The sequence below is a fragment of the Bradyrhizobium roseum genome (assembly GCF_030413175.1).
In the GTDB taxonomy this organism is placed as follows: domain Bacteria; phylum Pseudomonadota; class Alphaproteobacteria; order Rhizobiales; family Xanthobacteraceae; genus Bradyrhizobium; species Bradyrhizobium roseum.
On sequence record NZ_CP129212.1, the window covers coordinates 595,855 to 608,206 of the forward strand.

At 63.4% G+C, this 12,352-nt stretch carries 12 protein-coding genes; 3 read left to right on the forward strand and 9 right to left on the reverse strand.

All coding sequences use genetic code 11. The features are described 5' to 3' along the window. Positions 1-8 precede the first annotated feature (8 nt). A complete protein-coding gene (locus tag QUH67_RS02695; RefSeq protein ID WP_300945107.1) occupies positions 9-320 on the reverse strand; it encodes a hypothetical protein in 312 nt (103 codons plus the stop codon). Positions 321-546: 226 nt separating this feature from the next. Here QUH67_RS02695 and QUH67_RS02700 point away from each other — a divergent pair, with 226 nt between their 5' ends. Next, a complete protein-coding gene (locus QUH67_RS02700) occupies positions 547-765 on the forward strand; it encodes a hypothetical protein (protein ID WP_300945108.1) in 219 nt (72 codons plus the stop codon). A 227-nt stretch (positions 766-992) separates the two neighbouring features. Here the strand turns inward: QUH67_RS02700 and QUH67_RS02705 are convergent, their stop codons facing one another. Then, entirely contained in the window at positions 993-1,568 is a 576-nt protein-coding gene (locus tag QUH67_RS02705; protein WP_300945109.1) for a hypothetical protein, read from the reverse strand. Positions 1,569-1,660: 92 nt separating this feature from the next. Further along, complete coding sequence (locus tag QUH67_RS02710; protein WP_300945110.1) at positions 1,661-2,125, reverse strand: Lrp/AsnC family transcriptional regulator; 465 nt, start codon at positions 2,123-2,125, stop codon at positions 1,661-1,663. Between the two features lie 160 nt (positions 2,126-2,285). Between QUH67_RS02710 and QUH67_RS02715 the strand changes: the two genes are divergently transcribed. Then, positions 2,286-3,299, forward strand: coding sequence for a 1-aminocyclopropane-1-carboxylate deaminase (locus QUH67_RS02715; RefSeq protein ID WP_300945111.1), 1,014 nt, complete (start codon positions 2,286-2,288; stop codon positions 3,297-3,299). A 2-nt stretch (positions 3,300-3,301) separates the two neighbouring features. On the opposite strand, the gene recQ is transcribed toward QUH67_RS02715, so the two are convergent. The 4 genes from recQ to QUH67_RS02735 form a co-directional block, all read right to left on the reverse strand. Further along, positions 3,302-5,158 carry a DNA helicase RecQ gene (recQ, locus tag QUH67_RS02720; protein ID WP_300945112.1) on the reverse strand — a complete coding sequence of 619 codons (1,857 nt, stop codon included), beginning with the start codon at positions 5,156-5,158 and terminating at the stop codon, positions 3,302-3,304. A gap of 93 nt (positions 5,159-5,251) precedes the next feature. Further along, positions 5,252-6,628: a vWA domain-containing protein gene (locus tag QUH67_RS02725; RefSeq protein ID WP_300945113.1), complete on the reverse strand. Its 1,377-nt coding sequence runs from the start codon at positions 6,626-6,628 to the stop codon at positions 5,252-5,254. A 6-nt stretch (positions 6,629-6,634) separates the two neighbouring features. Beyond that, entirely contained in the window at positions 6,635-7,582 is a 948-nt protein-coding gene (locus QUH67_RS02730; protein ID WP_300945114.1) for an AAA family ATPase, read from the reverse strand. 108 nt (positions 7,583-7,690) lie between these two features. Further along, positions 7,691-8,323: an HAD-IA family hydrolase gene (locus QUH67_RS02735; protein WP_407080399.1), complete on the reverse strand. Its 633-nt coding sequence runs from the start codon at positions 8,321-8,323 to the stop codon at positions 7,691-7,693. A gap of 112 nt (positions 8,324-8,435) precedes the next feature. Between QUH67_RS02735 and QUH67_RS02740 the strand changes: the two genes are divergently transcribed. Then, on the forward strand, positions 8,436-9,197 hold the full coding sequence (locus QUH67_RS02740; protein WP_300945115.1) for a S1 family peptidase: 762 nt from the start codon (positions 8,436-8,438) through the stop codon (positions 9,195-9,197). Positions 9,198-9,343: 146 nt separating this feature from the next. Here the strand turns inward: QUH67_RS02740 and QUH67_RS02745 are convergent, their stop codons facing one another. Then, positions 9,344-11,566, reverse strand: a complete 2,223-nt coding sequence (locus QUH67_RS02745; RefSeq protein WP_300945116.1) for an acetate--CoA ligase family protein — start codon at positions 11,564-11,566, stop codon at positions 9,344-9,346. Between the two features lie 172 nt (positions 11,567-11,738). Then, positions 11,739-12,317 carry a class GN sortase gene (locus QUH67_RS02750; RefSeq protein WP_300945117.1) on the reverse strand — a complete coding sequence of 193 codons (579 nt, stop codon included), beginning with the start codon at positions 12,315-12,317 and terminating at the stop codon, positions 11,739-11,741. Positions 12,318-12,352: the final 35 nt, after the last annotated feature.

Genomic DNA, 12,352 nt, shown 5'->3' on the forward strand with positions numbered 1-12,352 from the left:
GGCGACTTTCATCGCCGCGAATTGCTGCCGCTTCTGTGCGGGGCCTGGGCATTCCAGGCGCTCCAGCTCACGCTGGCGAGGCTGCGCCGGTCGGTCGCGAGCGGTCGCCGGGTCTGCCGCTCGTAGGCGGCGATGATGTGTTGCGACTGGCGAATCTTCTGCTCGAGTTCGGCAACCGCCTTCTGCGTCTTGCTGGTCCTGTTCGACAAAGCTGGCTCGCCGATCGTGAATCGCGTGGTCTCGATGTTCTTCAAGGTCTCGCGTAGCTTCTTGAGCTGGGCGCGGTGCCATGCAATGGCGCTGTCGCTGTCTACCGGCATGCGAGCTCTCCTGATTCGTGGCCGAATCTAGCACGCCTCGGGCAAGTTGGGCCAAGGGTGGCGGCCAGGAGACTGCAGAACCAGCGTTCTTGTGAACTGCGCGGGGTTGACCTTCCCGATTTCGGCCCTTTTTTGCCATCGAAGCGACCGTGGCCGAGCCTTCTAACAACAAACTCGCGTGATGATCTCTGCTCAGCGCGGGCCCTCTTACGGACCGGGCGACAGAATGTCGGCCCGGCGCTTGGAGCGTGTGATGAGCGAAGTGGAATTCGATCGGATTGTCGATGCCGTGCGAAAGGAAATCGCGCTGGTGCCGGGTTTGGATTCGTTGACGGGATTGCGGGCGTCGGACTGGCGGCAGCGGGCCGTGGTCGACAAGTCGCGCCGCAGCGCCCCGATCGCCAGAGTTCGTCGTATCGGCGAAGGGCAGAAGCGATATCGCTGAAGGCGGAAGCGGTGACCCCGACGGAGCGGCCGATGTTCGAAATCGTGGGAACCGCGTACGGTAAAGCCGGCATGAAGACGGCTGCTCGAGTTTGACGGATCGCGTCTACCTCGCGTGAGGACTTGCACCCTAGCCTGAATTCGTCCGCGCCGTTTCGAGCCACGTGCGGATCGACCTTGGCCGCCGTCGGTTTTCCGCCGGCGGCCCTTTGTTGCCAGGCAAGGCTGTTATTTCATATCGTCGTACGGCGACACCGCGGGGCTGCCGACGCGCATCCGCTTGATGCGGCGCACTGCCATCGGCGTACCGTCGGACTGATACTGCAACTCGTAGTTCTTGCCGTTCTGGTCGACGGCGGTGCAGGAAATGCTGGAGAGCTCCAGCGTCACGAAATTCCCGACCTGCCGGCAGAGGCCCGCGGCAAGTGCGATGGAGGGCACTGGAAGGCCATCGACCTTCGGCCGATCCTTGGATTTCAGCAGCATCCGGTCGATCGGCAGCTCATACACGTTGGCCGCCGGCCTTCGTCCGTTGTCACCGGAAAATGTGATGATGTGGCTGTCGTCCTTGGGGTCGTTGATCGCGATCGTGAAATTAGCCCGGCCTTCCTCGGTCTGGGAGAACGCCACCGCCCGGCAGGGTAGATCGCGCCCGCCGACCTTGAACGTCCTGCACTTGCCGGACATCATCGCGAAAATGATGGTATCCGGTTCCGGCCGCGGAAGCTCTTCCGAGGCGCAAGCGGGCATTGCAACGAGGGCGATGGCAAGCGCGAGAGCTCGCCGGCAGAATCTCATGGTCATGGCACGGTTGATAGGACATGGCGCGCGGTGTGACCAGAGTCTGGAATGGCCGACACCGCGGGAAAACCCTGTTTTGCAGCGCCGAACAGGCATCAGAAATCGAGCGGCGCATTGTCGACCACTTCCTTCATGACGAAGAAAGTCCGGGTCTGGCGGACCCCCGGCAGCGCGATCAATTGCTCGCCATGGATGCGGTTGAAATCCTCCATGTCGCCGACCCGGATTTTGAGGAAATAGTCGAAATCGCCTGCCACCAGATGGCAATCCAGCACGAATTTCAGTTGCGCGATGGCCCGCTCGAACGCGGCAAAGCTTTCCGGCGTGGAGCGGTCGAGCACCACGCCAACCATCACCAGCGCCCCCTTGCCGACCTTGCGCGGCGCCACCATCGCTCTGACTTCGGCGATGAACCCCTCCTCGAACAGGCGCTGGGTGCGGCGGTGACAGGTCGCGGCGCTGACGCCGGCCATTTCGGCCAGCTCAGCGTTGGTCAGCCGGCCGCTATTCTGCAGGAATCGCAATATCTTGAGGTCAATGCGGTCGAGCCGACCGGCCATGAAAGATTCTCTCGTAAATAGGCTAATTAAAGAAAGAATAGATACGTAAAATTACATTCTCCTGCAATATCCAGGAGCAATTATCTTACAAATAGAGAGCACCTTTCCTGCCACCAATGATACCGGCGTTGCGGAGATCAGTCCATCGACGGAGATGACGATGCTGGAGAAATTCGAACGCTATCCGCTCACTTTCGGGCCCACCCATATCGAGAAGCTGGAGCGGCTGTCGCAGCATCTCGGCGGCGAGGTCGAACTCTACGCCAAGCGCGAGGACTGCAATTCGGGGCTCGCTTTCGGCGGCAACAAGCTGCGCAAGCTCGAATACATCATCCCTGACGCGATCGCCTCCAATGCCGACACGCTGGTCTCGATCGGCGGAGTGCAGTCCAACCACACCCGCATGGTGGCGGCCGTGGCGGCCAAGATCGGGATGAAGTGCCGCCTGGTGCAGGAAAGCTGGGTGCCGCATGAGGACGCCGTCTATGACCGCGTCGGCAATATTCTGCTCAGTCGCGTCATGGGTGCGGATGTGCAACTGGTCGATGAAGGGTTCGACATCGGTATCCGCCAAAGCTGGGAAGAGGCGATTGCGGATGTGAAGGCCAAGGGCGGCAAGCCCTATGCGATTCCGGCCGGCGCCTCCGTGCACAAATATGGCGGGCTCGGCTATGTCGGCTTCGCCGAAGAGGTGCGCGCGCAGGAGAAGGAACTTGGCTTCGCCTTCGACTTCATCGTGGTCTGCACCGTCACCGGCTCAACCCATGCCGGCATGCTGGTGGGATTCGCCAAGGACGGCCGCGCGCGAAAAGTGATCGGCATCGATGCGTCGTTCACGCCGGCGCAGACCAAGGCGCAGGTGCTCGACATCGCCCGCAACACCGCAGCCCTCGTCGAACTCGGCCGCGAGATCGTCGAGGATGATTGCGTGCTGATCGAGGACTATGCCTATCCGGCCTACGGCGTTCCTTCCGAGGAAACCAAGGAGGCGATCCGGCTGTCCGCGCGCCTCGAAGGCATGATCACCGATCCCGTTTACGAGGGAAAATCCATGCAGGGCATGATCGACCTCGTGAACAAGGGATACTTTCCGAAGGGATCGAAGGTGCTGTACGCCCATCTCGGCGGCGCGCCCGCGATCAACGGATATGCCTACGCGTTCCGCAACGGCTGAGCCTACGCGTCCGCCGTTCGCACCAGCGCGAGCAGTTCATCACCGTAATGTTCGAGCTTCTTGTCGCCGATCCCCGCGATGTTTCGCAGCTCGTTGAGCGACGACGGCCGTGCGGCGGCGATGCCGTCGATGGTGGAATCGTGCAGCACAACATAGGCCGGCACGTTGCGTTGGCGCGCGATGTCGGCACGCCAGGCCCGCAGCGACGCCTGCAGGCCGGCATCGGCGGGCCTGGTCTCGGCGCGCGGCGCCAGGTCGCCGCGCCTTGATTTGGCGCGGCTCTCGCGAAGGCGCGTGCCGGGCGCCGCCTCACGCAGCATGATTTCCGTCTCACCCTTCAGGACGCCGCGCGCGCTCTCGGTCAGCTTCAATGCGTTGTAGGCTTCGCTGTCCGCGCGCAGATGGCCCATCGCGACCAACTGGCGGATGACCGCGCGCCATTGCTTCTCGTTCAGGTCGCGGCCGATGCCGAACACGGTCAGCTTGTCATGTCCGAACTGCGTGACTTTTTCGGTCATGCGGCCGATCAGCACGTCGATCAGGTGCATGGCGCCGAAACGTTGCCCGGTGCGGTAGGCGCAGGACAACAGTTTCTGCGCGGGAATTTTTCCGTCGCGAAGCTGCGGCGGCGACAGGCAGTTGTCGCAATTGCCGCAATTGTTGCCGGTGACCTCTTCGCCGAAATAGCCGAGCAGACGGCTCCGTCGGCAGCCGGCGGTTTCCGCCAGCGCCACCAGCGCGTCGAGCTTGCCGATCGAGACGCGCTTGAACGCTTCGGAGCCGGTGGATTCGTCGATCATGCGGCGCTGCTGCACGATGTCGGACAGGCCGTAGGCCATCCAGGCGCTGGACGGCTTGCCGTCACGCCCGGCGCGGCCGGTTTCCTGGTAATAGGCCTCGATGCTCTTCGGCAAATCGAGATGCGCCACGAAGCGCACGTCCGGCTTGTCGATGCCCATGCCGAACGCGATGGTGGCGACGATGACGACGCCGTCCTCGTTGATGAAGCGATCCTGGTTGCGGGCGCGCAGGCCAGCGTCGAGCCCGGCGTGATAGGGCAGTGCCGGGATGCCTGCGCTGGTCAGCGCTCGCGCAGTATCCTCGACCTTGGCGCGCGACAGGCAGTATACGACGCCCGCGTCGCCAGCATGGCGTTCGCTGATAAACGCCTTGAGCTGCGCCGGCGCATTCTGCTTTTCGACGATTTCGTAACGGATGTTCGGGCGGTCGAAACTGGAGATGAATTGTGGCGAGCCGTCCAGCCCGAGCCGGGTCACGATCTCCTTGCGCGTCATGTCGTCGGCGGTCGCGGTCAGCGCGATCCGCGGCACGTCCGGAAAGCGCTCGGCGATGGCTGACAGGCCGATATATTCGGGACGGAAATCGTGTCCCCATTGCGAGACGCAATGCGCCTCGTCGATCGCAAACAGCGCGATCTTGGCCTGGCTCAGCAAGGAGAGACAGCGCGGTGTCAACAGCCGCTCCGGTGCGACATAGAGCAAGTCGAGGTCGCCGGCGAGCAGCCGCCGCTCGACTTCCGAGGCCTCATCGAACGACAGCGTGGAATTCAAAACCGCCGCGTTGACGCCGGCTTCCAGCAGCCCCGCAACCTGGTCACGCATCAGCGCGATCAGCGGCGACACCACGATGCCGCAGCCTTCGCGCAACAAGGATGGCAACTGGTAACACAGCGATTTGCCGCCGCCGGTGGGCATCAGCACCAGGCAATTGCCGCCGTCGGTCACGTGCCGGATGATCTCCTCCTGCGAGCCACGGAAGGCCGGCAGGCCGAACACCGAGTTGAGGACGGACAGCGCATCGGCGGCGCGATCGGGCGCGTGATTTCGGGCTGGATCCATATCGGCTTCAAACGGAGAAAAACGGCCGCCAGTGGTGGCGTCTACGACGGTCGACCGATTAGAACATGGTCGCGCTGCAAACTCAAACAAGGCCTATTGATAACTCGCCACGATATCCGACACCGCGCGTTCGAGCTGTTTTGCGGTGGCGCATTGCCGGACCACGGTGCAGAAGGTCGCATAGCGCGGCATTTCCGAATCGCCCCAGCCCCAGGCCATGCGGCCTTCCGGGTTGAGCCACACCAGGCGCTTCGAGCGCTCGGCGATGCGGCGGAGGATGTCGGCGCGCGGGTCGAGGTTGTTGCTGCGGGCGTCGCCGAGCACGATCACGGTGGTTTGCGGCGTGATCGCGCTCATCCAGCCGTGTTCGAAATCGTCGAAGGAGTTGCCGTAGTCGGAGGAACCGAAGCCGACTTTTGACATGATCTCGGCCATCGCTTCCTCAGGCGATTTTGCCTCGAGAATGTCGCTGACCTCGATCAGATGGCCGGAGAACGCAAACGATCGAACGTCGTCGACAACCTCGTGCAGGCTGTGGATCAAGAGCAGGAAGAAATCCGACACCCGCGCCACCGAGCCCGAGACGTCGCAGAGTGCCACGATCCTCGGCCGGTCGCGGTGGCGGCGTTTCCAGGCGGTGAGGAACGGCACGCCGCCCCAGGCGGCGTTGCGGCGGATGGTGCGACGGACGTCAAGATGGCCGCGGCGCTGGCGCTTGCGCGGCTTGGAATAGCGCTCGCGCAGGCGGCGCGCGATCTGGCGGATCAACCGCCGCATCTGCTCGACCTGCCGCGGTTCAATCCGCGACAGCGGCGCGTTGGCCAGGATTTCGTTGCGCAGGTTTTCGGCTTCCTCGCGCCCGTACAGCAGCAGCGCCTGCGAGACGGTCTCGCGCACCGTGCCGCGCAGCCCGTCGAGTGCGTTGGTCAGCCGTTCCGCCAGCCCCGGGTTGGTCGCCGTCAGATGGTCGAGATCGTCGCGCAGGCGTTCGATGCCCATCTGTTCGAGAACGCGATTGGAGAAGATGCCGCGCTGGGTGAAATAGCGGATGTCCGACAGCGAGGCCGCGCTCGCCGCGTTGGCGATCGCCGCCGAAATCTGGTTGCGGTCCTGCGCCAGCAGCATCTGCGCAAGCTGGCCGAGCCCGTCCGCCTGCTCGTCGCCGCCGCTGGCGTCGCCTGGAGACTCGGATGTCGAATTTGACCCCGAAGAATCCTGTTCATCGGCCTTGTCATTCTCCGGGGGGGACTGCGGCGCAGGCTGATCGAAGAACAGATCGAAACAGTCGCCCAGCGCCTTCTTCTCGTCCTGGGTCTTGGCGAGCGTCAGCAGAAAAGTGTCGCGCAAAATGGTGCGGTCGGCAAAGCCGACCTTGGAGACGGCCCGCATCGCGTCGATGCTCTCGGCCGGCGAGAGTTTTACGCCCGCGCCCCGCGCCGCACGAAAGAAGCGATGCAGGTTCTCTCTCATGCCGGCCTATCCGAAGGCGTTCTGACGCGAGGCCTTGGCGATGAAGGTGGAAACCTGGGGCATGGTGGCCTCGATATCCGCCTCGTACTTCAGCAGAACGTTCAGCGTGTCCTTGACCACCTCGTGACCGAGTTCGCTCGCCTGCAACAGCACCAGCACGCGCGCCCAGTCGATGGTTTCGCTGACCGACGGCAGCTTCTTCAGGTCGAGCGTGCGGACCTCGTGGATGAAGCTCACCATCTGCTTGCGCAACGTCTGCGAAATGCCGGCCACCCGGCTTTCGACGATGCGCTCTTCCAGCTTCTGCTCGGGGAAGCCGATATGAAGATGCAGGCAGCGGCGCTTCAGCGCGTCGCCGAGATCGCGTTCGCTGTTCGAGGTCAGGATCACGGTCGGCGGCGAGACCGCGACCACCGTGCCGAGCTCGGGGATCGTGACCTGGAAATCGCTGAGGATTTCCAGCAGCAGCGATTCGAATTCGGCGTCGGACTTGTCGATTTCGTCGATCAGCAGCACGCAGCCGGCGGGCTGTTCCAGCGCCTGCAGCAGCGGCCGCGGCTCGACGAATTCCTTGGAGAAGAACACATCGCCGAAATCATGCAGCTGGCTGAGCGCCGCTTCCAGCGTCGGTGCGCCACCGAGCACTTCGCCGAGCTTGTCTTTGAGGATCTGCGTGTACAGCAGTTGCTTGGCGTATTTCCACTCGTAGAGCGCCTTGGCCTCGTCGAGTCCCTCGTAGCACTGCAGGCGGATCATCTTCAGGCCGCGCCAGGCCGCGATCGCTTTCGCAAGCTCGGTCTTGCCGACGCCGGCGGGGCCTTCGACCAGGATCGGTTTTTCGATCTGCTGCGCCAGATAGACCGCGGTCGCGATCTGGCGGCTTGCAATATAGCCTTGCGCCGCAAGACCGCGTTCCACTGCCTCGATCGAGGCCGACGGCCCATTTTCAGCCACGGGGTTAAACTCCGAATTCGGTAGATTTCACAATGTTCTGCCCGCGTTCCCGGCAAAGAACAAGCGGCGTTTTGCTCATGGGGGGCCGCAGTTCTCCGGTATTTCCGCCTAGCGCAATGCCAGCCCGGTAGCGGCTTCCAATTCGGCAATCGCCTGCGGAGCGTTGAGCACTTTTATCGTGGTCATGCCCATCTCGCGCGCCGGCTTCAGATTGACGCCGAGGTCGTCGAGATAGACGCAGTTTTCCGGATCGACCTGCAAAGTCTCGACCATCATCCGGTAGATGCGCGGGTCGGGCTTGCGCAGGCCGATCTTTGCGGATTCGATGACGTGGTCGAACAGCACCATCACTTCGGCGACATAGAGCGAACGGCCGCTGTGGCTGCCGATGGCGTTGGCAGGAAGGTTGTTGGTGATGCACCCCGTCTTGAACTGCGCCTTCACGCGCTTGAGAGCCTCGACCATCTCGGGCCGCAAGTCTCCCGACAGCAGCGGCAGCACGTCCTTGCCGCGAACTTCGGCGCCCAGCGCACGGGACTCGTTTGCGAACAACTCGTCGAAGGCGTGGATGTCGACTTCGGCGCGTTCGAACTTCGCCCAGGCGTTTTCCAGATGGTTGGCGGCGTTGGTGCGGCGGATGATGTCGGCGGGCAGCCCGCGCTCGGTTTCGTACCGCGCAAACGCCTCGAACGGCGAGGTGGTCAGCACGCCGCCGAAATCCCAGATCACTGCCTCGATCATTATTTCCTCGCCTGAAACGACTATGTTGGTCTGCGGCTAACACGAATTATCACATGGAACCAGTGCGATCGGGCGCTTGGCGGCATGCGCCGCGCGGGTTATTGCTGCGCCGATGAAGATACTGCCCCGCCTGATCGCCAGCCTTGCCCTGCTGCTATCGGTTCCCGCGCATGCCATCGTCGGTGGCGGTGCGGCGTCGACGGAAGGCGTGGCGCGGTCCGTCGTTACTATCGTCGGCTCGCGCGGCAATTTTTGCACCGGCGCATTGATCGCGCCGCGACTGGTGCTGACCGCGGCGCATTGCGTGCCATCCGGCGCGGACTACAAGATCGTCGAATACGCCGCGGACCGGCAGCCCTCGCTGCAGGACGTGAAGAGCGTCGCCATTCATCCCGACTTCAACATGCAGGCCATGCAGGCGCATCGTGCGACGGCGGATGTCGCGTTGCTGCAACTGGCGGCGTCGCCCAAGGCCAAGACGGCAGCCGCTCTCGGCATGCCAAACATCCCCATCATGGTCGGCAGCCGCTTCACCATCGCCGGCATCGGCGTGACCGTGCGCGGCGACGGCAAGAGCGGCGGCACCATCCGCGTCGCCGGCCTGGTCGCGACCGGCAGGCCGGGGACGCTGCAGATCCGGCTTGTCGATCCCGTCGGGCAGGGCACGCGTGAAGGGCTAGGGGCCTGCACGGGAGATTCCGGCGCGCCCGTGTTCGAGGACAAGCAAAGTGGGCCGGTGATCGTCGGCGTGGTGAGCTGGTCGACGGGGCCGAACGGCACGGCGGGTTGCGGCGGCATGACGGGTGTCACGCCGCTGACGCTGTATCGGGACTGGGTCGTGCAGACGGCGCAGAAGTGGGGAATGGGGTTGTAACAACACCCGTCGTCCCTGCGGACGCAGGGACCCATACGCCGCGGCCCATCGGCAAGACAATGGTGCTAGCAATCTTCGCAACAACGGGCATCGGTGGTTATGGGTCCCTGCGTCCGCAGGGACGACAACGGCCAACGAATCAACCCCTAATGCTTCGCCGCCTTGTTCGCTGCGGGATTGTTCAGCACGATCAAACCATCGACGGCGACGCCGAGCTTGCTGTTGATCAAAAACGGATTGACGTCGATCGACGCGATGCGGTTGCCGGCGTCGGCCATCAGATTGGAGAGGCCGACCAGCGCCTTCACGGCGGAGGCCTCATGCAGCGCGGGCTTGCCGCGATAGCCCTTCATCTTCACGCCGGCCTTGGTCTTGGCGATCAACTGCTTCGCCTCGGCCTCGTCCAGCGGCGCGCCGGCGAGAGCCACGTCCTTCATCAGTTCGATATCGACCCCGCCGGTGCCGAACAGCACGACGGGCCCCATCTCGGCGTCGAGCGAGGCGCCGACCACAAGTTCGAGATCGGCCTTGACCTGCTGCGCGATCAGAATGCCTTCGAGCTTCGGCTTGCTCTTGATCTTCTTCACCCGCGCGGTGATGTCGTTGAATGCCTTCTTCACTTCAGCGGCACTGTTGAGGTTCAGCACCACGCCGCCGATGTCGGACTTGTGCAGGATGTCGGCGCTGACCACTTTCGCCACGGCGGGAAAGCCGATTGTCTTGGCGATCTTCACCGCTTCCGCCGCGGTCTGCGCGATCTCTTCCTTGGAAACTGGGATGCCGTAGGCCTTGAGCAGCTTCTTCGAGGCGACCTCGTCGAGCGCCGCGGCGCCGTTGGCGGCCTTGAGCGCCTTCTCCAGCACCGCGCGCGCCGAAGCCTTCGAACTCGATTGGATGTCGGGTACTTCCTTGCGCAGCGAAGAATACTCGATCAGCGATTTGATCGCGCCGACGGCGCGGTCGAGACCCTGCATGACCGCAATGTTCGGCAGTGATTTGCGCAGACCCTTGGTGAATTCGGTAAAGCCGATCGACATCGCGCTGATATAGACCACAGGCTTGCTGGCGGCGCCGGCCATTTCATTGACGATCCGCAAGTTACGTTCGCGCAACTCATGCGGCGCCTTCGGCAGTTCGGCATCGATGATGACGATATCGGTGTCGGGATCGTCGATCATGATCTTGATCGAGTTCATGTAGACCGAGGGGTCCACCACTGCGGCAAAACCGGCATCGAGGGGATTGCCGACGATGCTGCCGGGGCCGAGCATCTTTGCCAGTTGCTCGGTCGCATTCGGGCTGAGCGGCGCAAAATTGAGACCGGCCGAATAGAACGCGTCGATCAGCAGCCCCCGCTTGCCGCCCGACAGCGAAACCGCGGCGAGACGGTTGCCCTTGGGCGGATCGGCATGCACGAAGCATTCAGTGGTTTCGATCAATTCGTCGAGCCCGCGGACGCGGATCACGCCTTCGCGCGTCGAGATCGCGTCGAATGTTTCGATCGAGCCGGCAAGCGCGCCGGTGTGCGCCATCGCGGCGGCGCGGCCGCCCTCGGAGGCGCCGAGTTTCAGCGCGATGACCGGCTTGCCGGCGGCGCGCGCGGCCTTGCAGGCCGCGCGAAACACTTTGGTGTTCCGTACGCCTTCGAGATAGACCACGATGACGCGGATCGAGGGATCGGCGGCGAAATAGGCCATCAGGTCCGGCGTTTCCAGGCCGGTTTCGTTGCCGGTCGTGACCATGTAGCCGACGCCGACGCCGCGATCTTCCAGCGTCTGGCGGATCGCCATCACGATCGCGCCGGATTGTCCGGCAATCGCCACGGGACCTGCTTCCATGGTGACGATGCGGTCGTCGATATTGGTGAACAGCTTTTCGCCCGCGCTCAGATTGCCGAGGCAGTTCGGGCCGGTGACGGCAAGGCCGGTCTCCTTCACGGCCTGCTTCAGTTCTTCGGCCAGCCGCTGGCTGTCCTCGTCCTGCAATTCGCTGAATCCGGAGGTGACGATGGTGGCGGAGCGTGCGCCGGCGGCGGCGGCGTCACGGATCACCTGCACCGCGAAACGCGCCGGCACCAGCACCAGCACATGGTCGGGCTTTTCGGGAAGGCTGGCGAAATCCTTGTAGCAGGGCACGCCCCAGATCGTTTCCCGTTTGGCGTTGACCGGGAAAAGCCCGCCTTCGTACTTGTATTTGATCAAATTGTTCCAGATGCGCTCGGCATAGTTGCCGGGCTTGTCGGTGGCGCCGACCAGCACGATATTGCGCGGGTGCAGCATCGCATGGATGCTCTTGACGATGTCGCTGGCGTCAGGCGAGGGCGACCATTTTTCGGCTTGGTGCGATGCGGTGCTGGCCTGGGCGTCCATGAGAATCCCTTAAACGCTGTTGTTTCTTTGGCCGTAGCGGTCGCGAAGATGCGCCCGCGCCATGCCTTGCGTGTGATTGAAGCCTTTCTATTGGCACTTGGCTGACGTGGCAACACGCGTTGCGTACGCAGCGCCATTCGCGCCGCGCACGATATCCCGGCTTGCGGAGAATTTAGCGCGAATCTGCTGCAGCTTCGGCCAGCGTGGCGTGTACGAGATAGCGATCTGGCCCCTGCGTCATCGCATCGAACGGCCAGCAGGTCGACAGCACCAGTTCGTGCCCGTCCGCGAGCGGATCGATGCCAGAGGCGTCGAAGCGCACGACCGAGGTTGCAGCCACGCGATAGCGGAATGTCCGGCCGTCTTGTCGCGTGACATCAATCTCGTCGCCGACCACGACGTTCTTCAGAAAGGCAAAGTGCGTGTCGCGGTGCGCGGAATAGACGGCGACCCCGCGCTCGCCGGCGTCCGGTGTGCGTTCGACATGACCCGGGCCGAAGGCGAGCGCCTGACCGCTGCTGCCGGCGAGCACGATGGTACTGACATGGAGCCGCCGCACTTCGATGCGCGCGACCGGCCAGGTGTCCGCCCAGGACCACGGTTTTGTCTCGCGACCGGTGACGATGGATTTTTCGAAGGCGCGTTCCAGCAGCACCTGCGCGACCAGCGCCTTGGCGTGGATGTAGGCGCCCTGGCCGAACAGGATCAGACCGATGACGGCGAGAAGGAGCGGGAGGATGAAGCGGGGCATTCTGGTGGCCCTTTCGTCATTGCGAGCGTAGCGAC